Annotated in this window: 19 protein-coding genes and 1 tRNA gene; 11 read left to right on the top strand and 9 right to left on the bottom strand. The window is 39.5% G+C overall.

Going from position 1 to position 22,998, the window contains the following annotated elements:
* Positions 1 to 155 precede the first annotated feature (155 nt).
* Both B3E00_RS13710 and B3E00_RS13705 read left to right on the top strand, forming a co-directional pair.
* Positions 156 to 359, top strand: a complete 204-nt coding sequence (locus tag B3E00_RS13710) for a hypothetical protein (protein WP_293938873.1) — start codon at positions 156 to 158, stop codon at positions 357 to 359.
* Positions 360 to 364: 5 nt separating this feature from the next.
* On the top strand, positions 365 to 727 hold the full coding sequence (locus tag B3E00_RS13705; protein WP_293884810.1) for a VOC family protein: 363 nt from the start codon (positions 365 to 367) through the stop codon (positions 725 to 727).
* Positions 728 to 861: 134 nt separating this feature from the next.
* Here B3E00_RS13705 and B3E00_RS13700 read toward each other — a convergent pair whose 3' ends face one another.
* Positions 862 to 1,245, bottom strand: a complete 384-nt coding sequence (locus B3E00_RS13700) for a YidH family protein (RefSeq protein WP_209577986.1) — start codon at positions 1,243 to 1,245, stop codon at positions 862 to 864.
* 374 nt (positions 1,246 to 1,619) lie between these two features.
* Here B3E00_RS13700 and B3E00_RS13695 point away from each other — a divergent pair, with 374 nt between their 5' ends.
* Positions 1,620 to 2,651: a fatty acid desaturase gene (locus B3E00_RS13695; protein WP_293884809.1), complete on the top strand. Its 1,032-nt coding sequence runs from the start codon at positions 1,620 to 1,622 to the stop codon at positions 2,649 to 2,651.
* A gap of 159 nt (positions 2,652 to 2,810) precedes the next feature.
* Here the strand turns inward: B3E00_RS13695 and B3E00_RS13690 are convergent, their stop codons facing one another.
* The 4 genes from B3E00_RS13690 to B3E00_RS13675 all read right to left on the bottom strand — a co-directional run bounded on the left by B3E00_RS13690 (position 2,811) and on the right by B3E00_RS13675 (position 8,360).
* Positions 2,811 to 3,545, bottom strand: coding sequence for an SDR family oxidoreductase (locus tag B3E00_RS13690; RefSeq protein WP_293938872.1), 735 nt, complete (start codon positions 3,543 to 3,545; stop codon positions 2,811 to 2,813).
* 227 nt (positions 3,546 to 3,772) lie between these two features.
* Positions 3,773 to 6,595 carry a PAS domain S-box protein gene (locus B3E00_RS13685; RefSeq protein WP_293938871.1) on the bottom strand — a complete coding sequence of 941 codons (2,823 nt, stop codon included), beginning with the start codon at positions 6,593 to 6,595 and terminating at the stop codon, positions 3,773 to 3,775.
* Between the two features lie 359 nt (positions 6,596 to 6,954).
* The gene (locus tag B3E00_RS13680) at positions 6,955 to 7,791 is read right to left on the bottom strand and encodes an anti-sigma factor (RefSeq protein ID WP_209577982.1); all 837 of its coding nucleotides are present in this window, start codon (positions 7,789 to 7,791) and stop codon (positions 6,955 to 6,957) included.
* 2 nt (positions 7,792 to 7,793) lie between these two features.
* Complete coding sequence (locus B3E00_RS13675; RefSeq protein ID WP_293884806.1) at positions 7,794 to 8,360, bottom strand: RNA polymerase sigma factor; 567 nt, start codon at positions 8,358 to 8,360, stop codon at positions 7,794 to 7,796.
* A 406-nt stretch (positions 8,361 to 8,766) separates the two neighbouring features.
* Between B3E00_RS13675 and B3E00_RS13670 the strand changes: the two genes are divergently transcribed.
* A tRNA-Leu gene (locus tag B3E00_RS13670) sits at positions 8,767 to 8,848 on the top strand.
* Between the two features lie 63 nt (positions 8,849 to 8,911).
* On the opposite strand, the gene B3E00_RS13665 is transcribed toward B3E00_RS13670, so the two are convergent.
* Both B3E00_RS13665 and B3E00_RS13660 read right to left on the bottom strand, forming a co-directional pair.
* On the bottom strand, positions 8,912 to 9,295 hold the full coding sequence (locus B3E00_RS13665) for a hypothetical protein (protein WP_293889506.1): 384 nt from the start codon (positions 9,293 to 9,295) through the stop codon (positions 8,912 to 8,914).
* Positions 9,296 to 9,389: 94 nt separating this feature from the next.
* Positions 9,390 to 10,358, bottom strand: a complete 969-nt coding sequence (locus tag B3E00_RS13660; protein ID WP_293889505.1) for an ROK family protein — start codon at positions 10,356 to 10,358, stop codon at positions 9,390 to 9,392.
* Between the two features lie 411 nt (positions 10,359 to 10,769).
* Between B3E00_RS13660 and B3E00_RS13655 the strand changes: the two genes are divergently transcribed.
* The 3 genes from B3E00_RS13655 to B3E00_RS13645 all read left to right on the top strand — a co-directional run bounded on the left by B3E00_RS13655 (position 10,770) and on the right by B3E00_RS13645 (position 15,064).
* Entirely contained in the window at positions 10,770 to 12,809 is a 2,040-nt protein-coding gene (locus tag B3E00_RS13655; protein WP_293938869.1) for a M13 family metallopeptidase, read from the top strand.
* Between the two features lie 183 nt (positions 12,810 to 12,992).
* Positions 12,993 to 14,804, top strand: a complete 1,812-nt coding sequence (locus B3E00_RS13650; protein WP_293938867.1) for a glycoside hydrolase family 2 protein — start codon at positions 12,993 to 12,995, stop codon at positions 14,802 to 14,804.
* A gap of 83 nt (positions 14,805 to 14,887) precedes the next feature.
* Positions 14,888 to 15,064, top strand: coding sequence for a DUF6496 domain-containing protein (locus tag B3E00_RS13645; protein ID WP_209577976.1), 177 nt, complete (start codon positions 14,888 to 14,890; stop codon positions 15,062 to 15,064).
* Positions 15,065 to 15,115: 51 nt separating this feature from the next.
* Here the strand turns inward: B3E00_RS13645 and B3E00_RS13640 are convergent, their stop codons facing one another.
* Positions 15,116 to 15,523: a hypothetical protein gene (locus B3E00_RS13640; RefSeq protein WP_293884801.1), complete on the bottom strand. Its 408-nt coding sequence runs from the start codon at positions 15,521 to 15,523 to the stop codon at positions 15,116 to 15,118.
* 113 nt (positions 15,524 to 15,636) lie between these two features.
* On the bottom strand, positions 15,637 to 16,371 hold the full coding sequence (locus B3E00_RS13635) for a YoaK family protein (RefSeq protein WP_293889502.1): 735 nt from the start codon (positions 16,369 to 16,371) through the stop codon (positions 15,637 to 15,639).
* A gap of 361 nt (positions 16,372 to 16,732) precedes the next feature.
* Here B3E00_RS13635 and B3E00_RS13630 point away from each other — a divergent pair, with 361 nt between their 5' ends.
* The 4 genes from B3E00_RS13630 (at position 16,733) to B3E00_RS13615 (ending at position 22,954) form a co-directional block, all read left to right on the top strand.
* Entirely contained in the window at positions 16,733 to 17,155 is a 423-nt protein-coding gene (locus B3E00_RS13630; protein ID WP_293938865.1) for a hypothetical protein, read from the top strand.
* A gap of 103 nt (positions 17,156 to 17,258) precedes the next feature.
* Positions 17,259 to 18,344 carry an efflux RND transporter periplasmic adaptor subunit gene (locus B3E00_RS13625; protein WP_293884798.1) on the top strand — a complete coding sequence of 362 codons (1,086 nt, stop codon included), beginning with the start codon at positions 17,259 to 17,261 and terminating at the stop codon, positions 18,342 to 18,344.
* A 16-nt stretch (positions 18,345 to 18,360) separates the two neighbouring features.
* Positions 18,361 to 21,522 (top strand): efflux RND transporter permease subunit, encoded by a 3,162-nt coding sequence (locus B3E00_RS13620; RefSeq protein WP_293938863.1) that lies wholly within the window; start codon positions 18,361 to 18,363, stop codon positions 21,520 to 21,522.
* Positions 21,515 to 22,954 (top strand): TolC family protein, encoded by a 1,440-nt coding sequence (locus tag B3E00_RS13615; RefSeq protein WP_293938861.1) that lies wholly within the window; start codon positions 21,515 to 21,517, stop codon positions 22,952 to 22,954. Before B3E00_RS13620 ends, B3E00_RS13615 begins: the two co-directional genes overlap by 8 nt.
* Positions 22,955 to 22,998: the final 44 nt, after the last annotated feature.

Here is a 22,998-nt window from a genome sequence, read left to right as displayed (position 1 = left end):
CGTTTTGTTTTTAAAATCTAAAAGAGATATGCTTTACATCGTGTCAAAGAGCTACTAGAATGAATGATATCTATCATTTTTCAATCCATAGCATTTTCATAATTTTATAGCTAAGAAATTATAAATCAAAAGTGAACGATAAAGAAAAGACAAAAATGAAAAAAAACGACAAATTGAAGCCCGCAAAAATATGTTATGAACATATCGGCGGTAAACTCGGTCAGCTCTTTCTCGAAAATTTGATAACAAAAGGCTGGTTGGCAAAAAAAGATCCCGCAGATAAAAACTTCTATATCACTGAACTTGGAGAGTCGCAATTGATAGCATTTGGAATAGACTTATCACAAATTAAACCCTAATTACCATGAACTTATTATTGGATTACGACAATTTCTTTTTACCGGTCGATGACCTCGATATAGCAAAGAAATTTTATCGAGACCAACTTGGGCTCGAAACTAAGTTTGACTTTCCAGCAAAAGGGATGACTGCGTTCAAAATAGGCGACAATGAACCAGCTATCATACTGAGTTCTGCTCAACAGGCAAAACCATGTATCTGGTTTACCGTTGCAGATGTTAAGGCAACCTATGCATATTTAAAGGAAAAGGGGATCGTATTTTTAAGCGAGCCGTTTGAGATTATGACAGGTCTAGCAGTCGAATTTAATGATCCTTTCGGAAATAAGCTTGGAATAACCGATTATTCCAAATCAAATAAAATTTGATTTTAATACCAACTGGGCTTTTAAGACGCTAGTAAATAATTGCAAACTGATTGATACAAACACGAGTCGACTTTTTATTTTATCGAGGCAAAAGGCTGGGTCATTTATTGTAAAAATACAATAATTTCTGCGCTCTAAAGACCGTCGATAAGATACCAACTCAGAATAAGACCAATGACAAAAATTAATACAGCAACAATGGTGATACTATTCGAAGTTTGAACGAAGTTCTCTTCCTCAATTTGCTTATTTGTCTTTCGGTATTTAAAGAAAGCAACAATAACAGTCAATGCACCAATAACCACAATGGAAACGCCAACAACGCCAGAATATTCATGTTGGGAGCCAACAACGACATCTTTCTTTAAAATGAGCTCTATCTGACGAATAAATAATGAAAATTTAACGACTACGAATCCAAAGCCCATAATCCCTAAGCTGGTTCGTATCCAAGCGAGAAAAGTCCGTTCATTAGCAAGATGGTCATTTACCTTCTGTGGTACACTGTTATTTGACATTTAAATAAATTTTGTGGTTTTCCCCTATATAAACGCTGCAGAACTTTAAAAAGTTTGCATCATATTTTAATGTTTCGATCGTTAAAATTTCTTTCCAAAGTCTTTTCTACATACCGTAAGCGATTTGCGAATAGCAAACGACAATTTTGCCGACAGGTTAAACAAACACTTGCAAAATTACCACATTGGAACATCTGTTTATATTCCAGACGTTGACGTTTCAATTTATCAGATCTTTAATCAAAAATACCGATGCAACTATAGTGAACTACGCCATGATACATCTTAAGGATATGTTAAACTTTTAAGATTAACACTTTTTAACCATGTAATATGGTAACTTTAACAAAAATTAGAATTTACATCAACCACAAATGCCCTTTTTAGACCATGTTCTGCAAGTTCCTACCTACGGATGGAAAGACGCCGATGGAAACCTCGTTAAGCCAACCAAGAAAGAAATTTTCAAAGAATTCTTCAAACGCCTCAATATTTTTAAGGATAAACGAAATTGGCTACCCTTTTTTAGCTGGTTCAAAGTAGCCTGCCTAATTCCGTTTTTTATACTCTTTTTGATATACCACTTCAGTTGGTGGACAGTATTGGCAGCCTTCCTCTATAGTATGATTGTTATGGGAACCCATGGCACGATATGGCATCATCGATTTGCCACACATGGTGCATTTAAATTCCGTAACGGTTTCTGGCGCTTTGTCACACAGAATCTGACTATCAATGTAATTCCCGAAGAAATATATGTGATTTCGCATCATGTGCATCATGCCAAATCGGATAAACCCGGCGATCCATACAATGCACAGGCTGGCTTTCTATACTGTTTCTTAGCCGATGTAAATCATCAGCCTATTGCTAAGGACCTGACGGAAAATTCATATAACCGGGTGAAATTACTTATGCGACACACAGGTGTTACAGCCAATAGCTATGCACAATATAAAAAGTGGGGATCATATGTCAATCCATCGCACGCCGTGTGGTCATGGATACTTAATTGGGCCTTTTGGTATGCCATGTTCTATCTGATTGGTGGTCATGCCCTTGCTTGCACACTCTTTGGCGCGGCTGGCTTCTGGGCTGTCGGCGTCCGAACCTTCAACTATGAAGGCCATGCAAAAGGCGAAGACAAACAACGGGAAGGCATCGATTTCAATGAGAAGGACAAATCCATAAATCAATTATGGCCAGGCATTGTAGCAGGTGAATGGCACAATAACCATCATCTATACCCCAAGAGTGCACGTAGTGGTTTCAAACCATACCAAATTGACCTTGCGTGGTGTTATATTAAAATAATGCATAAACTAGGAGCAGTTAGCAGTTATAGGGATGACAAGAAAAGATTTGATGAACACTATCGCCTCCCCTACCTACAATCAAAAGAATAATAGTCAAATTTGGTGTTAAACGCATTCACAGCGATTTTTTTGCCTAAGAGATTGTGCCGATTGTAGCCTGATACTCGCTGTGAATAGCTTATTTTTTGACCCCTGCCACCTATTCGATACTATACAGAAGCGTACAAGCGCCGAACGGTTTATACACAATTATTTTTCCATGTAATAAAGATCCGAAAATATTTTTGACAGTTTCTCAGGATCTTCTCTCCATGCGGCATACATACCTTGCCCCATATCATCCGGAACGATGTCCAATTTTCCAGCGGATACATATTCCAATATTTTCACCGCTGTAGTATCTGGATCTGGCATCTCCCAATCGCTTCCTTTGTTCATATCAGTATCTATAGCTCCAGGGTTCACCGCATACACGGCTACACCATCTTTAGCCAATTCGATGCGAACGGATAGTGTAGCCGAATAGAGGGCTGCTTTTGACGCCGCATAACCAGCAATTGAGGGTAACGGAGAATATGCCGCAATGGAAACGATATTAATCATAATAGACGGTCCATTCGTTATGAGAATTGGAGCAAATGCACGCATCATTTTTATTGTCCCAAAATAATTCACCTCTAGATCATGTTCCATGCCCAAAAGTTCTCCTTGCAACATGTTTCCTGGATTTAAGGTTCCGGCGTTATTGATCAGAATTTCTGTATCGAGAGCTGCATTTGCAATCTCCGCTATTTGTTCATCGTCCGTAATGTCCAGTTGTAAAGGCACTATTCGATCATCATCGAATAACGGCATCGATTTCAAATTTCTGCAGGTGGCATATATCTTTCCTGCTCCATGATTAAGCAGTGCACTCACCAGTGATTTACCTATTCCTCTATTGGCTCCTGTAACCAAGATGATTTTATCTTTAAAAACATGCATCGTGTAATATTTATTAGTTTACACAAAACTATATCAAAAGAGAACCCTAAAAAATCCGAAACTTGCGATAATTGCAGTACTCTTGATTCATGGAAGATAACAAATCGCATTTTTGAATATCAATAGCTATTATTGATATTTTATCCTGGTTAAAGACTATTTTAAATACAAAAGCATCTATAGGACAACGTACTACTCAAAGACATTCAATAGTGATAATCAAACAGTTAATCAACTCTAGGAAATATGCTTTTTACTAAGGCTGCATAAAGGGCTTCCTGCGTCACAGGTTTGACTAACCAACACGTTATGGCAAGAGGCTGACAAAGCTGCGCTATATTATGTTCGTCAGCACTAAAAACAGGAATAATATGCTGGTCAAAATTATTATTGTATTTTTTTTCGAAAATATGCTGTATGGTTTCAATACCACTCATAATGGGCAATTGATTATCAATCAAAATAGCATCAAAACGGCGCCCCGCCTTCAACATTTGTACTACTTCAAATCCTGTTTTTGCTTGCGTTGTATTAATCTTTTTCAAAGACAGCATCCGTGCCAAATCATTTCGTTCATACGCTTCCTCAGCAACAATAAGCACATCCTTTATTTCTCCCAGTCCTCCCCATTCTTCCGTTTCCCAAATAGCAGGTACTTGGATATTGAAAAAGAATCGGCTTCCGGCATCGAAAATGCTTTCCACTTTCAATTCACTATCCATCATATGAAGCAATTTATTCGATATGGTCAGTCCCAAACCAGTCCCGCCATAGCGTTTAGTCATCGAGTTATCTTCTTGCGAAAAAGCTTCAAATATCTTTTCCAATTTTTCTTGTTTGATACCTATACCTGTATCTTTTACGCTGAAACATAACACAGCTTGGCCAGGACCTTCTGATACGACTGAAATACTGAGTTCAATGGTGCCCTTCTCCGTAAATTTAGTCGCATTACTCAGTAAATTCATTAATACTTGCTTGATACGCAGCGCATCAACCCAGATGTATTTGGGTACATTGGGAGCGATATTCAAATAAAACTCTAGTCTTTTGGCTTTGAGCTGTATGTTAAGAAAGTTTGTCAATTGAATAACTAATTCGTAAAGATCAGTCTGTTCGACATCCAGTTCCAATTTGCCTGCTTCAATTTTGGAAAAGTCTAGGATATCTGTGACAATTCCAAGCAATAAATTAGCAGATTGATCCACGATCGTGAGGTACTCCCTTTGCGTCTCCTCAAGTGCTGTTCCGAGCAGTAAATCGGTAAAGCCAACAATTCCGTTTAGAGGCGTGCGAAGTTCATGGCTCATGTTCGTCAAAAATTGAGTTTGTGCTACATTAGCTTGCTCTGCAACTATTTTAGCCTTTTCAAGCTCCTCACGTTGATAAATGATTCTACTTATATCTGTGGCGATGGCAAGGTAACCAATGACATCTTCGTTTATATCCCTTATGTAAGTAACAGCGAGCGAAACATGTAACCTACTTCCATCTTTTCTACAATAGGTCCACTCTCGTTGTTCAGCGCCATGTAATTCAGCCGTATCTGCAAAAAGACGAAATTCATCTACTGCGTGCCCCAATTCAACCTCCATTTCTTTAGCCCGCAAAACGAGTTCCTCTTTTAAATGAAAATGTGCAAGACCTAATCTACCAATGACTTCTTCACTGCTGTATCCCAAAAGGTTTTCGGCACCTGTGTTAAACAATGTAATTAAGCCAGTTTTATCCGTTGCTATAATAGCGACCGCGGAGGTAGCATCTAACACTTCTGTCAGCATTTTTTTGGAATGCGAAGATTCTGCTTCTATGCGTTTACGTTTGTCAATATCCTGAAAAGTACCAAATAAACGAACACAATGCCCATTTTCAAAATCAGCATTTCCCAACGCACGTATCCAAAGGTCATGCCCCGTGAATGTGACAATTTCGAGTTCCAAATCCCAAGGCTCTCCTGTCGTGAGTGTATGTTCAATTGCAAGTCGTATTTTATTCCTAGATTCCCCTTCTTTATAGAAGTTCAGTGCCGTTGTTAAGTTTGGTTCATATGCGTCAGGTACTTCATGAATCTCTCTGGTAATTTCCGACCATACAATCTTTCCATCAGTAGGTGTATACTCCCAACCACCAATCCTGGCCACCCTTCCAGTCCGCATCAAAGTTGCCTGTGCATGTTTAAGTTTCTTTTCCAGAAAATGCTGCTCAGTAATATCCACTGCATTTCCAATCACGTAGGGGACTTTGTTCGTATTGTTTTGTAGAATATTATTGAACATCCAAATACGCATCTCGCCCGAACGTGTAACGGTACGCATTTCCCCTTTAATAATTCCTTGTTGAACAATTACGGATAGGTAATCTTGTAAATTTTGATGTCCCTCCTGGGGAACAATATCAAAAAGCGATCTTGACTGAATCTCATCTTTTGTATAGCCCAGGATTCTGGCACCCGCATCATTCACGGTTATGAAATTACCATTCAGATCGTGTGTACACATCAGTCCTTGAGAGTTTTCGAAAAATGCTTTCAGCTTCTGTTCACTTTCCTTATACTTTTCTTTTTCTTTTCTATTGACGATCAGTGTGACGACTTCATCTCGCAGAAGTCTTAAAATTTCCTTTTGATATTGATCGAGCTGCCTCGGAACACGATCGATAACACACAGCGCACCTAATGCATAACCATTGGGATCAATTAGTGGTAAGCCTGCGTAAAAACGGATATTTGGTTCTAAAGTGACCAATTCATTGGATTTAAAACGCTCGTCCTTTTCGGCATCTTCCACTTCCATTAATTGATCTTCGTGCAGTGTGTACTGGCAAAATGAAACCTCTCTTTTTGTTTCTTCGGTATCCAGGCCTAGGCGCGATTTAAACCATTGCTTATCTTTATCAACTAATGAAATCAGTGAAATAGGCGTACCACATACAAGCGATGCAATTTTAGTTATACGGTCGAATTCTTCCTCTGGTGCTGTATGTAGAATTTCGTATGCGTGCAAAACACGTATTCGATCTGATTCGTTTGCGGGAGATAATTTAGCATTCATTCAAAAGCCCGTATTGGTTATCAATTATTTCTTCTACGCATTTATAGGTCCTCAGGTATAGCTTGGTTCAATCATCCTTTTCCGCCCACATAGATTTTAATTTAGCTTATGTTGCTCTATAAAAAAAAGGCAGACCGACAGAGAGAATAGCATTGTAAATATAGACATGAACATCGCTACTTCAAAAAAGTTTTTTTAAAGATAAACTAAAACTAACTTCTGCAATGAATTTACCGAAATTTATCAGCTGAAATTTACGAATACTGTGCCCACCGAACCGCGCATTCAATCAAAAAAGCTTAGATTCTTATCAGCAATAATAGTGGTGTGGTCAATAAGTTATTGCCCAGGGTTATTTTTTATATAGTACCCATTACACATAATGCACTGAGTGTAGGCACATCTTTTCCGCCTTCATCCTCCAGTGTAATAGCAAAAGCCTGGGCATGAGGAATGTCCAGCATCTTACTCGCAATGTCTGCCTTTACGTCGAGTGGGAAAACTCCTGCACTAACGGGCTTACCATCAACCATTGCCCACAACTGATATTGCTTTCCTTTGGGTGCCGGAGGCAAATGTTCAATGCTCAGATAGACTGTCTTTGAGGACTGATCCCAAAATACCAAGGCCCGATAATCCATTTTATTCTCTACTCCCTTAAGTAGGATGGTCTTGATCGTAGGATTTTGAACAAGTGTCCATTTATCCTGCAATATCGCAAGCTTTTCTTGTTGAGCATCGAATAAGATCGCTGTCTGATTCAATTTATTTACGGACTCTTGTTTACGTTGATATAAGAATATATTTGTACCAATACTAACAGCCAACAATAGGCTTGCTGCAATGGCCCAGGTGTAAGATCGTTTGACAAATGCTTTCTTGTCGGCATTCATAACAACTACTTCATGAGGGCCGGCCGAAGAATCCGATTGTGTTTCGATCACTTCCTCACCTTCGCTTGGTACGAGATTTTCCGTAACGAGCCTATTCCAAATATTTTGTTTCAACTGCATAGGCATTTCAATCGCTTGGTTATCGGCCAGCTGTTCGAGTGCTATCTCTGCTTCTGCGATGGCCTGTTCCACTTCGACATTATTTTTTCGAATACAGTTTAAGATACTCACTTCCTCTTCGGATGCGAGCCCCAAAACGTACGATTCAATAATCCCCGATGATATGTATGCTTTAATATCCAAAATTAACGGTACTCTTTTAGTAGTTGTTGTAACTGTATAAATGCTGCTCTGGTACGGGTTTTTACCGTACCAAGCGGAACATCAAGTTGTTCGGCAATCTCTTGTTGTGTATACCCTTCATAGTAAGCCATTTCAATCAAGATACGCCATTCTGGCTTTAATTTATCTAAAATAGTGCTAAAACCAATAAAATCTGACTTTATATGTAGCCCACCCTGACTTTGATCCTGTTCTTCTTCCCTATTTACGATATTTGAAAGTGGTTGGTTTTTCTGCTCGTTAACAATTGCTTTTGATTTTCGATGATCGAGTGCTGTATTACGGGCGATGTTAATCATCCAGGTATAAAGACGGCCTTTTGACTCATCAAAGACATCGATATACCGCCAAATTTTGACGAAGACGTCTTGTATTACTTCTTCTGCATGCTCAGTTGATATGACGATACGATAAACCACCCCAAAGAGCGCATCGGCATAGTGATCATAAAGATAACTAAAAGCCTGTTGATTCTTTTTCTTCAATAAAAGAATCAATGTCTCTTCAGAAAGATTGTGTAATGGACTCAAATTTTACGTTTATAATAGCCTAAAGATGATCATTAAAAATTATAAAAAAAAAGAGCTAAAATAAAATAAGTTAAAGTTCCTGTAAAACGAGTAAAAATACGTAGCATACTCCTTAGAACAACAAATGGTTACGTAAATGGCTTTATGATAACTGTAATTTTTTAAACGTTCCTTATCAAATTTAAACGTTCCTTATCCAATAAGATTCTCATCAATCAGTACGTATTTTAATGGAGAAATGGCCTGAAAAGGTTACTTAAAAACTCGATGATAAAAAAAATAAGCATTATGGTGAAAAATATTGTGTTCATAAACAGGATGATCCGTATTTAAAGCACAGAATATATCTTCCATACTTGCAATATCATACTTTCGTTTCTATATTTGTCCCATAAGAAATCCTAATGCGGAAGTGGCGTAATTGGTAGCCGCACCAGACTTAGGATCTGGCGCCGCGAGGCGTGGGGGTTCGAGTCCCTTCTTCCGCACAAAAAAAATCCCGAACGTAACGCTCGGGATTTTTTTTTAGAATGCCCTCTTCGCTCCATCAATTAGGCAGACCATTCGAATGGTTTGGTACAAGGATCGCATTCAAATTTTAAGACCTTCCCTAAACTTTTGGCTTTTTTACCTTTTTTTACAAATACATAGGCCAAATCCACATATTCTTCTACTTCCATCCCACTTTCATCTCGGCCTTTCACGATAACAGAATAATATTTTCCGTCCGAATATTTCTTATAAAAAACTTCATTTACCGAAATCTTTTTGGGAATTTGATTGTCGCAGCAGCTGCACCACAAAATAATAACAGGCTCTTTCTTTAGGTAAACAACAGCTGCTTCAGCCTGCTTCTGTGTTAAGGCCTGCAATTGGTCTGCTTTCGAAAATAAAGCTGCGCATAGCAACAGGGAAAGAAATACGATCTTTTTCATATAATTTGTGAGTTTAAAACAATCCATCCGCAAAGACTATGCCTTTAGCCAGTAAAAAGATAATTATAGTCTATGGCGCAAGTGAAAGGTCTGCCTATTTTTCCCAAACCAATGCACTTGCCCCGAGAATTGCTGCATCGGCTTCTTCCAATTCACTAAAGACAAGTTTCACTTTATTCCTAAACAAAGGAAAAAGATTTCTTTCCATATGCAATTTAGCGGGCTTCAATATAAAATCTCCGGCTTTAATGACACCGCCAAATAAAAGAATTGCTTCAGGAGATGAAAACATCACAAAATTAGCCAACGCCTCACCAAGCTTCTGCCCTGTATATCGGAATACTTCGATGGCAATTGCGTCACCCTTCAACGCACATTCATGAACAGTTTTGGAATTTATAGCATCTTCAGGATATTGATTTAACATCGATTCGGGAAATTCAGCCCGCATTTTCTTTGCCGTGATGGTTATTCCAGTAGCGGAAGCATAGGCCTCTAAACTTCCCTCAGAACCTGTGCTCCAATGTTTTCTCCCCCCGGGTTTCACAATCGTATGACCTAACTCCCCCGCAAATCCGTCATGCCCATAAATAAGCTTCCCTCCAGCCACAATACCACTCCCGACACCTGTACCCAAGGTAATCATAATAAAATCTTTCATTCCTCGAGCTGCGCCAAAAAGCATTTCACCATAAGCCGCGGCATTGGCATCATTGGTGATGGTACAAGGAATACTAAACTTGGTAGTCATTAAATCACTGAAATGAATGACGCCCTTCCACGGAAGATTGGGCGCATGATCTATTGTTCCAGTATAATAATTTGCGTCTGGCGCTCCAACCCCAATTCCATCGAAACTGTCTTTGCCACCAAAATTTTCAATTAAAGGAAGTGCTTTTTCATACAGCGCATCAATAAACTCTTCTACTGTCTCATAATCATCTGTTTTTATGCTTCCTTTTTCAAGCACTTCACCGCGATGATTGACCACGCCAAACTTCGTATTGGTCCCCCCAATATCTATTCCCAACGCCACGCGTCTTGATAAATTTATTAACGACATTTCTATTTATGTTTCTTAATTTTAAAATTACTAAAATATAATATTTTATGAGCAGTCGACAAAATCTTCTTGCCAACTAATTTTAATCTGCCATCCTTTTGTTGTGAGACAAATCCGTTCAGCGGTGAATGTGCCAAACATCGCTTCGCTATCGTTTGGCATTAAAAAAAACTGCTTTTCGTTGCCTTATGTTTTGTAAAATTAGCGATAATGATCAAATTTACTTGCTGCTGAATTAGAATTTACCGTCATTTGTGTCGTCGATTTTTTAGCTTAAAAAATCGCAGCTCATTATTAATGATAGGATTGATACAACTTGCATTATTCGAAGCAAATAATATACCCTATTTTATTCGTATTTTGTGCGTATCTCCAGATTGAATTATTGAAATCATACAACGTTAAAAAACAATGAAAAAACTAACATTTGCCCTAATTTTCTTGGCTGGAATCTACACTCAGCATGCGGAAGCGCAAACAGGAGATACAAATTCCGACAAAGGTCTTGATTTGAGCTTAATGGACAAATCCGTACGTCCACAAGATGACTTTTACAATTATGTGAGCGGGACCTGGATGAAAACCGCTAAAATCCCTTCCGACAAACCCACTTGGGGAAGCTTCAATAAATTGGCAGAAGATACGGATAACAATTCAATGAAAATTCTCAACTCTTTATTAAAAGATAAATTTCCGGAAGGCAGTGAGGGCCAAAAAATACAAGATTTGTATGCTTCCTATATGAACTTGCAGAAAAGAAATGCCGAAGGTATTAAGCCTATTCAGGCGAATTTAAGCAAAATCGACGCCATCAAAAACGTAAAAGATCTTCAGAATTATTTAATATCGGTAACAAAAGAAGGTGAAAATAACTTTTATGGTTGGGGCGTGTACGCTGACTTGAAAGATTCTAAAATGAATGCGGTCTATTTAGGCGATGCGACTTTAGGATTAGGAAGAGATTATTATCAAAAAGAGAATGAAAAAAATACAGAAGCTATTGCAGAATACCAAAAATATGTAGCTTCAATGTTAAAAGAATTGGGCTATAAAAATAGTGATGCTGCCGCAAAAGGCATCGTTGACTACGAAAAAAGTATTGCAAAAACCTACTTGACCAATGAACAGAGCCGAGATAATACGCTGCAGTACAACCCGCAGACTATGGATGAACTAACAGCATTGGTTAAAAATGTCAATCTACCTGAGTACCTTAAAAAAGTAGGTGTCAACACCGAAAAAGTAATTATTGGAGAGTTAGGTTATTACAAAAACTTCGACAAGTTGGTCAATGCTCAAAACCTTCCTATCATCAAGGATTACTTAAAATTCCATATGATCAATGGCAGTGCTTCTTATTTAAGTGAAAAATTAGGCGATATGCGCTTTGCTTTTTATGGCAAATATTTAAGAGGTCAACAAGAACAACGCGCATTAAATAAAAGAGGATTTGAACTGATCAATTCTACATTGGGCGAGGCTTTTGGAAAACTTTATGTGGATAAATATTTTCCAGCAGAAGCTAAAGCGCAAATGGTCGAATTAATCGACTACCTAAAGAAAAGCTTTGCTGTCCATATCAACGATTTGACTTGGATGTCTTCCGTCACAAAAGGCAAAGCGCTTGACAAACTCAACAAATTTACCGTAAAAGTCGCCTATCCGGACAAGTGGAAAGATTATTCTAAATTAAATATTCTATCCGAAAACAAAGGTGGTAATCTGTATACTAACCTTCAACATATTACCACTTGGCGATATGAAAAGGATCTGGCTAAAATTGGAAAAGCGGTTGATAAATCAGAATGGGGCATGACTCCGCAAACAGTAAACGCCTACTACAATCCGGTGAACAGTGAGATTGTGTTTCCAGCTGCTATTCTGCAACCCCCATTTTTCAACGCACAAGCTGATGCAGCGGTCAATTTCGGTGGTATAGGAGCTGTGATTGGCCATGAAATGAGCCATGGATTTGACGATTCGGGAGCGCAATTTGATGCGGACGGAAACTTGGTAGACTGGTGGACACCTGAAGATAAAGCAAATTTCGAAAAAGCAACAAAAACACTGGCTGCCCAATACGATAAATATGAACCTGTAAAAGGTACGTTCGTTAACGGAACCTTTACAAACGGCGAAAATATTGCAGATTTAGGCGGGGTCAACATCGCCTATGATGCCCTTCAAATGTATTTAAAAGATAAGGGAAATCCAGGTGAAATAAGTGGATATACGCAAGATCAGCGATTTTTCCTCAGTTGGGCAACTGTATGGAGAACTCTATCCAGTGAAAAATATATGATCAACCAAGTTAAGACTGATCCACACTCCCCTGGATATTTCAGAAGTTTTGCTCCACTGATCAATGTGGATGCTTTTTACAAAGCATTTGACATTAAACAGGGCGACAAACTCTACAAGTCTCCAGAAGAACGTATCAAAATCTGGTAATAAGCAGTATACAGGAGCTGCCCAAAAAGGCAGCTCCTATCGTTTTGTCTAATCCAACAGCTATTTCTTTTTTGAACCAACCTACCCCTATATCGAAAGCCCCACTAGTAACATTTCTTTGATAATGTACTAAATCATTTTAGTATACTTATATTCACTATAGAATTACCAATTAAGTATACCATGATAAAAACCCAAACCTCAATTTTTGCGCTAGTACTATCGTTTTTCAATTGGATGAATGCTTTGGCACAATATCCCCAGCTTTCTACCCCATGGACCGAAACAGCCCAGAAAACACAGATTCCACTTTCCGAATATCCCCGTCCTCAAATGGAAAGGAACGACTGGCTATGTCTAAATGGTAAATGGGATTATATCGGAGGTAAGGATGCTCCAAATGCGCTGAACCCTGTGATGCCGATTTCTTTTGATAAGAGTCAGGAAAGTATTCTTGTCCCCTATTGCCCAGAATCCTATTTATCGGGAATACAGCGCAAGCAAGAAATCAACCTTTGGTACCACAGGAATTTCGAACTACCTAAACATTGGAAAGAGAAAGATATTATCCTTCACTTTGGTGCAGTGGATCACGATGCGACCGTATTTGTAAATGGAAAAAAGGCAGGTAATCATTCAGGTGGTTACGATTCCTTTTGGATCAATATCACTGAGTTTCTAAAGCCTGGCACCAATAATATTGTCGTAACTGCCCACGATAAGAATGACGGTAAATACCCTTCGGGCAAAAATGGACCTCGCGGTGACTATACTTTTTCCTCTGGAATATGGCAAACGGTATGGATTGAACCAGTAAATAAATGCCATATACAGGGGATCAAATTGTTGCCTAAAGTAGCCGAAAGTCAGCTAAAACTACAGGTCAATACTTCCCAAAAGTCAAAAGTTACAGCCATCGTTTCGGTAGGCGGGAAAGAAATCTCAAAAACGGTACTACAAGCCGGTATTCCGTCTAGTATTCCGATAGATAATCCTCAACTTTGGTCTCCTGACTCGCCCTTTTTATATGATTTAAAATTAAGTATCCACGGCAAGAATGGAGAAATTGTCGATGAAGTTAAGAGCTATTTTGGCATGCGTGATATTAAACTTGGTCAGGTAAACGGAATTGTAAGGCCTTTATTGAATAACAAATTTGTTATGCAGCTTGGTTTGCTAGATCAAGGATACTGGCCTGACGGAATTTTAACAGCTCCTACCGAAGAGGCCCTCAAATATGATATCGAATTCACAAAAAAAGCTGGGTATAATCTCATACGTAAGCATATGAAAACTGAGCCTCAGCGGTTCTATTACTGGGCAGATAAAATGGGGCTGCTCGTGTGGCAGGATATGCCCTGCCTCTGGTATCCGGAAGAAGATACAACGATTTATCGAAAAGCTTTCCGTGATGAATACAAAGCCATCATTGACGACCACTACAATTCGCCATCCATCATCGCCTGGGTTCCGTTTAACGAGAATTGGGGTGCCTTCGATGTACGCAATATTACAGCGTGGACCAAACAATACGACCCTTCTCGATTAGTAAACGGGAACTCGGGATTTAATAACAATCCGTCCTATCAAAAAGCCTATGGCGACCCTGGAAATGGTGATTTTGTTGATACGCATATATACGTTGGTCCTCAAGGTGCTTCCCAACCCGACGAGAAAAGAGCAGCCTCGCTTGGTGAATTTGGCGGTGTAGGTCTATTTGTCCGTGGTCATATGTGGCCTGTCGAAAATAATGCCTATGCCTACGAGCCCACGATAGGTGCCCTTACAGACCGCTATATATTCCTCATGGATAATATCGAGCAATTGCTCCGATACAAAGGTCTTAGCGTCGCAATTTATACGCAAACGACCGATGTCGAACACGAAGTCAATGGACTATTGACTTACGACCGTAAAATACAAAAAATGGATCTTGAGAAAATTAAAGCGGCAAACAAAGCCGTGATTAAAGCGGGAAATGAATTGAATGAGTAGGATTAAAAATATCCAAACGATTCGACTTAAACTGCTGTTCTTTTTGCAATAAGTGTTAAATGACTATTAAATAAAACACTCTTATGGCAAAATATTCAGAAAAAGCATCCGAAAAAGTTGAAAAGACGATGCATGAAATGAAGGAAGGAAAATTGAAATCCGGCAGTGGAAAAAAAGTGACCTCCAAAAAACAGGCTGTTGCTATTGGCTTATCCGAAGCCCGGAAGGAAGGCGCCAAAGTCCCTAAAAAGAAATCCTAGCATGTATACTAGGATTTCTTTTTAATCAAATTAAGCTGTTTACATAAAAAGCTATAGTAGCGATTTTTTCTCTTCTTTATCATCATAAGGATCTGACAGAACATTTTGACTATCCTCCGCATGTATAAAATTTTGATTGACATCGACCGGCGTATAAATATGGACACTGTTTCCATTTCTCTTTTTGAGATAGTATTGAATCTTTGTTGTGTCTATATTAGTTACATCGGAAGCTGTCCAGATCATTTTACGACCTGTACCATCAATTGTGATTACGGTGTCGTTACCACGTGCAATAATGCGCTCTAGTCCTAATTCACTTTTTCGATCACCTTCCCTTGTCAATAAATGCGTATTTCCATCTTTATCAATCATTCTGATCGGTTGGTTATTGTTGCATCCAACCAAAAAGAGGAAACTAAATAGTAAAAATGGAAGGGTCGTTAGTGTTATTTTCATATCGTTCACAGTAAAACTCAATATCGTTTAACGACGAGACACAAAGATACTGCCAAAACACCAATGGCTCAAAAGATAATGACCGGATTGCAGCAAACTTCGATTAATCGAAGCTATTCATCGTGCCTTAGACTTCGTTTGAGATGATAAAACTGAAGCAGTATATGATCGTACCACAAAGCAAACAAAAGCATTACTGCTGGTAGTAATAATGTTTGCAGTTTAAAAAATTGAAACATAAAACCTCCGACTATCCCTCCAATAAAAAAACCTGAAATAATCATTAGTTTAAGAAAAATACTTCTGTGTAGTTTCACTCGTTCACCAGCTTCTTTATAAAAAAACAGCTGTGAAATTTCGATGCCCAAATCAGTAAACAATCCGGTCAAATGTGTCGTTCTGACAACGGACTTGGAGACTTTCGTTACCAAGGCATTTTGAAGTCCCATCGCAAAAAGCAGGGCGAATGAAATGACCGTTATAAACGATGGTTCTATTTGGATGAAAACTGGGAGAAGTCCTGCAGAAATCAAAATAATGGATTCTATACAAATTGGGATGATATAGGCATTATGGGATTTCTTTTTTGCGGCCAATTCAACAATAAAACCTGAAACGGAAGCCCCTAATAAGAAGAAGCCGATATACCATAGATAAATCAAGGCCATTTTATAATTCGTCAAAATCAATTGCTCAGAAAAAAAAGCAAAGTGCCCTGTGACATTTGTGGTCAACGTGTTAAGTGAAAGAACTCCTGTAATATTAACCAACCCTGCAACACAGGATAAAATAGAGGCTAACTTCAAATTGTGGATGTAATTCCTTCCTCTTCCTTGGTGTCTAAACATTTGAATTAAACTTTATGTCCTACATTATCCTTCATTTTACCCACATGCCTCTGAATGGGATTTACAAAACGTTGTCCGTCATCAGCATTAGCCAAAGGCGCACCATGTTGTTATCTTAGCCAACAGGTGATAAAAACTAGTCAAAAATACGAATACATTAATTCAAATCGAAAGGATTAAGATCATATAAAAGGACATCAGATTTTTAATAAATCATCAAATGAGCTGTTTCGAAAATAAGGCGTTTTAAACCAGTTAGCATACGATTTAAACACTTTGTAACAATTCGCTTAAACTTTAAAATTTGCATACCAAAATCACTTGTATCATTTTTAAAGTTTAATTACATTTGCTTCCGGCGATGCAAGAAAAATTCCATCAATATGTGTTCAGCGTATTTTACGCAATACTTATCAGTTTTGGCTGGTATGCTATTTCCACACCAAAATATTCACCTGCCTTCCATCTGCATGCTGCCAATCAACACAGTCATCAGGTAGAAAGCGGAGGTTTTGGAACCAAAGTCATTCGCAAAACTAAACGTCATCGGCACGAAAAATTAAGAGCTTACTTTTCAGAAAATGAAAATGAAAACGACGACACAGGAAACGATTCCAATAGCCCAAATTTATTCGCACTCACAGGAGACAGTTTTGGCAATATATTAAACGATTTCCTCCCTCAATTTCACAATACGCTCACCGCGGTTTCGCTTGCAAATACAACACCTTTTATTCTCCGCAAAAACGCACTATATATCCATTACAGTGTATTCAGGCTGTGATTTTTTAATACTTTCTTAAAAAACATAAAAATAGCTTTCAAAATCACCTGAAAGCATGTCACACTATTGTTCAATTTTTCGAAAATAATTAAAAACTATCATCATGTTCATGAGAACCTTCATGTATACAAGCCTGTGCCTTATTATTCTATCGACAAGCTGCCAGTCAGAAAAAAAAGAGAAAAAAGAAGCTGCAGTTTTCAACGTTACCACCCCTTTAGTCAAAGACACCATCGTTCATAAAGAATATGTGGCTCAAATCCGTTCCATTAACCATATTGAACTCCGCGCGCAGGAGAAAGGTTACATTCAATCGATATTTGTCGACGAGGGTCAATTTGTACAAAAGGGACAACCCCTCTTTAAAATCATGCCCAACCTTTATGAGTCCGATGTCAATCGCGCCAAAGCCGAGGTAAAATATGCTGAAATCGAATATCAGAATACCAAAAATCTATCTGAAAAAGATATTGTAGCGCCGCAAGAAACTGAAATGGCAAAAGCAAAATATGAAAAAGCCAAAGCTGAGTTAGCCGCTATGAATACGCATCTCAAATTTACGGACATCGTAGCGCCATTCTCAGGAATCGTGGGTAAGCTTCATGTCCGTAAAGGAAGTCTTGTCGATGAGGGCGAGTTGATCACAGAATTGTCCGACAATAGTAAGATGTGGGTTTATTTTAATGTCCCCGAAGTGGAATACCTCAATCAAATGGACGAAAAAAAAGACAATAGCCCGCTGCATGTACGATTAAACATGGCCAATGGAAAAGAATTCGGTCATGAGGGGATTGTCGAGACCATCGAATCAGACTTCAATAATGAAACCGGAAATATTGCCTACCGAGCGACTTTTCCTAATCCAAAGGGCTTATTACGTTATGGCGAGACGGGGAATATTGTCATTACATCGCCCTATAACAATGCGCTTATGATCCCCCAAAAAGCGACATTCGAGGAGCTTGAAAAAAAATATGTATATGTTATTACAAAAGATAATAAAGTAAAAGCTAGAGAAATAAAAGTTGCTGCCGAACTACCGCATATCTATGTTGTTTCTTCCGGATTGGGCAAGGACGAAAAGATTCTGCTGAATGGACTTCGAATGGTACAAGAAAACCAGACTATTGAATCCAAATATCAGACTCCGGAGAAAGTCATGTCAAACTTAGATTTATATGCAGAGTAATTAAAAAAGCAGCATCATGTTTAAAAAAGTAATACATCGACCGGTATTTGCTATTGTCATATCGGTTGTCATCCTATTTATTGGAGGTCTGGCTATCAAGCAACTTCCTACCGAACAATTTCCGAAAATCGCACCGACCACTGTTGCGGTATCCATAGCCTACCCTGGTGCAAGCGCGGATGTACTTGTAAAATCCTCACTGATTACTCTTGAGAATGCCATCAACGGGGTGCAAGGAATGCGCTATATCGCCACCGATGCAACCAGTGCGGGTGAAGCGACCGTAAACGTCGTATTTGACCCCGGCACAGACCCCAACGATGCCGTCGTATTGGTAAAAACCCGGGTGGATCAGGTAATGCCACTTTTGCCCGAACTTGTCCAAAAGGAAGGGGTGGTCGTTAATCCAATTCAGCCCAGTATGCTGATGTACGTGAATCTTTACAGTACCAATAAAAGTATGGACGAAAAGTTCCTATACAATTATGCAACGGTAAATATTATTCCGGAAATCAATCGCATCCACGGCATCGCCAAATCGCAAATTCTCGGTAGCCGAAGATATGCTATGCGCGTCTGGTTAAATCCTGATCGCATGCGCGCCTATAGCTTGTCGGTTGATGAAGTGATGAAAGCAATAGGAGAACAAAGCATCATCGGCCGCCCCGGCCGACTGGGACAAAGTTCAGGGATCGCCGCGCAATCACTCGAATATGTGCTGACTTACAAAGGGCAATACAATACACCTGAAGAATACGAAAATATTATTGTTCGTGCGAATGGCGACGGAGAAAACATCAAGTTAAAAGACGTGGCTAAAGTCGAACTGGGAAGTGAATTTTTTGATATCTATTCCAATTTGGACGGGCATCCGTCGGCATCGATTGTATTGAAACAAAATTATGGCAGCAATGCCAATGACGTAATCAAAGATGTAAAAGCCAAACTTGCTGAAATGAAAGGAAACTTTCCGCCGGGTATAGACTATAAAATCAGCTATGACGTATCCCAATTCTTGGATGCTTCTATCGAACAGGTGATGCATACACTGCGGGATGCTTTTATTTTAGTTGCCATCGTGGTTTTTATTTTCCTTGGCGACTGGCGTTCGACTTTAATTCCGATCATCGCTGTACCCGTTTCACTCATAGGTACATTCTTCGTCATTCAATGGTTCGGTATGTCGATCAACTTGGTCACCCTATTCGCTTTAGTCCTCGCCATCGGGATTGTCGTAGACAATGCCATTGTAGTCATCGAAGCAGTACATGCCAAAATGGAAGAAAGTTCGATCTCCCCATATAAGGCCGTAAAGGAGGTTATGGCTGAAATCGCGGGTGCTATTATCGCCATTACAGCTGTTATGGTAGCGGTTTTTATTCCTATTTCGTTTATGACAGGTCCTGTCGGAACATTTTATCGACAGTTTTCAATTACTATGGCAAGTTCCATCGTAATATCGGCAGTCGTAGCGTTAACACTCACTCCTGTGCTGGCTGCGATGCTCCTGAAAAATAACCATGGTAAACCAAAAAAATCAAACGTATTCACTAAATCGCTCGACCTTTTTAACCGTACTTTTGATAAAATAACGGGCAAGTATGCCTCCTTACTTCGTAAAATTGCCAGCCGAAGAGTGATTACATGGGGTATCTTAATCGCTTTCTGTGTCGGTATTTTCGTCATTAACAAAACGCTTCCGGGAGGTTTCATACCAAGTGAAGATCAAGGTACGATTTACGCCATTATCCAAACGCCTCCAGGATCAACACTGGAACAGACCAACAAGCTTTCCAGAGAACTCCAAAAGATCTGTCAAGGCGTAGATGGTGTAGAATCCGTTTCATCACTAGCAGGATATGAGATCATGACGGAAGGACGAGGATCGAATGCCGGAACCTGTCTTATCAACCTCAAAACCTGGGGTGAACGTGAACACTCTGTTAAGGAGATCATGGAAGAACTGGAAGAAAAATCAAAAAATTTAGGCGCCACAGTAGAGTTCTTCGAACCTCCGGCAGTTCCGGGTTTCGGTTCTTCAGGAGGTTTCTCCATGCGCCTGCTCGACCTCAATCGGACTACGGATTACCAAGATTTCGATAAAGTGAATAAAGCATTTATCGCTAATCTCAAGAAACGTAAGGAACTTACTGGAGTCTTTACCTTTTTCGCTGCCAACTACCCACAATACGAATTGGTTTTTGACAATAATGCGGCTATGCAGAAGGGCGTCTCTATAGGTAAAGCCATGGATAACCTCAATATCCTTATCGGTAGTACATATGAACAGGGGTTTATCCGTTTTGGTCAATTTTTCAAAGTATATGTACAATCTTCGCCAGAATTCAGAAGATTACCTTCTGATATCATGAACCTTTACGTCAAAAACGATCATGATCAGATGGTTCCCTATTCGGCCTTTATGACCTTAAAAAAAACACAGGGGCCAAATGAGATCACACGTTACAATATGTACAATTCTGCCGCCATCCGTGGACTTCCGGCCAATGGATATACAACGGCCGATGCTATTCAGGCAATCAACGAAACCGCAGTTCAGACATTACCGCACGGCTACAAAGTGGCTTGGGAAGGTCTCTCCTACGATGAGGCGCAACGTGGAAACGAAGCTATTTATGTCTTTCTAGTCGTCTTAGTTTTCGTTTATCTTGTACTTGCCGCGCAGTATGAAAGCTTCATCATTCCATTTGCGGTTCTCTTGTCACTACCTGTCGGTGTATTTGGTTCCTTCTTCCTCTTAAAAGCTATGGGACTTGAAAATGACATCTATGCACAGGTCGGGCTGATCATGATTATTGGTTTGTTAGGTAAAAATGCGGTGCTTATCGTAGAATTTGCCGTGAAAAGGCGACAAGCCGGCGACAGCATATTAGAGGCAGCAATTGAGGGATCACGAGCACGTTTTAGACCTATTCTCATGACCTCCTTTGCCTTTATCGCTGGACTTGTTCCACTAGTCTTTGCCAGCGGTGCCGGTGCCATAGGTAACCATACCATAGGTGCATCCGCACTTGGGGGTATGCTCGTCGGAACAATCTTTGGCGTTATCGTTATCCCTGGACTCTACTATATTTTTGCAAAATTGGCTGACGGAAGAAAAATGATTCAAGCCGAAGACGATTCACCATTAAGCGAAGACATGATACATTATGAATAAGAATAAATTATATCACTATACAGGTTTCGCGCTTTTCTTGCTTAGTCTTGGGGCATGCAAACCACTCGAAATCAAACAACGTACCGAAAATAAAAACGTCCCTGAAACATATGGGAATGCTGACAGCGACACCTTGAATATTGGAAAAATTAAATGGAAAAACTATTTTAAGGACCCCAATCTACAAGGACTTATCAGCCAGGCATTGGCAAACAACCAAGAGCTACATATTATACTTAAGGAAATTCAAATTGCCCAAAACGAAGTAAGTGCCAAAAAAGGTGAATATCTGCCTTCTGTTGGTGTAAAAGTTGGTGCAGGCGTCGACAAAGTAAGTCGGTATACGAATATTGGAGCGATGGAAAAGAATACAGAAATCGAACCCGGCCGCGAAATGCCTGAACCACTATTTGATTTTGGAGTTGGTGTACAGGCACAATGGGAAACAGATATCTGGGGTAAACTCCATAATGCAACGAAAGCTCAGTTACAGCGGTATTTTGCAAGTGTGGAAGGCAAAAATTTTATGGTCACTCATCTGATCGCTGAAATTGCAGATTCCTACTATGAACTTCTTGCACTGGACAATGAACTCCTAGTTATTAATGAGAATGTTAAGATTCAAAACGATGCCCTGGCTGTCGTCAATGACTTGAAGAAAAATGCACGATCCAATAAGCTTGCTGTCAAAAGATTTGAAGCACAGATCTTGAAGACACAAGGTATGCAGTATGACATCAAACAGAAGATCACCGAGACCGAGAATAGAATAAATTATCTCGTCGGAAGGTTTCCTCAGCCAGTTCAAAGAGATCAAGGCGCATTCGACCAACTCGTTCCGCAAACTGTTTATGCAGGTGTTCCCGCTGACCTATTGGAGAACAGGCCAGATATCAAGCAGGCGGAGTTTGAACTTGCTGCATCCAAACTGGATATTAAATCTGCCAAAGCGCGGTTCTATCCTTCTTTGGACATCGCTGCTGGAGTTGGATTTCAAGCCTTTGATCCGACTTATCTCATTAAACCAGAATCTTTTCTTTCTTCCCTCGTTGGTGAACTCACGGCCCCTTTAATCAACAAACGGGCAATTAAAGCCGCTTATTACAGCGCAAATGCGCGGCAGGTTCAGGCTGTTTACCATTATGAGCAGACGATTCTGGCTGCCTACATCGAAGTTGCTAATCAGCTCTCCAAAATTAAAAATCTGGAGAGTGGCCTACAGATCAAGACCAAGGAGGTCAACGCATTAAATGAGTCTATTGGTATCTCCAACGACCTCTTTAAATATGCGCGCGCAGACTATATGGAGGTTCTACTAACCCAACGTGATGCGCTGGAATCTAAATTCGAGCTCGTGGAAAAAAAGGTCAACCAACTCAAAGCAAGCGTAGCGATATACAGATCCCTAGGTGGCGGATGGGACTATCGATAGTACACTTTTTAATTTTTGTTTTTATATGTTGGGGACTTACCGTG

This window comes from Sphingobacterium sp. UBA5996, assembly GCF_002429765.1.
GTDB lineage: Bacteria > Bacteroidota > Bacteroidia > Sphingobacteriales > Sphingobacteriaceae > Sphingobacterium.
The sequence above is the reverse complement of the archived record's forward strand: the minus strand, read 5'-3'. Positions and strand labels throughout refer to the sequence as shown.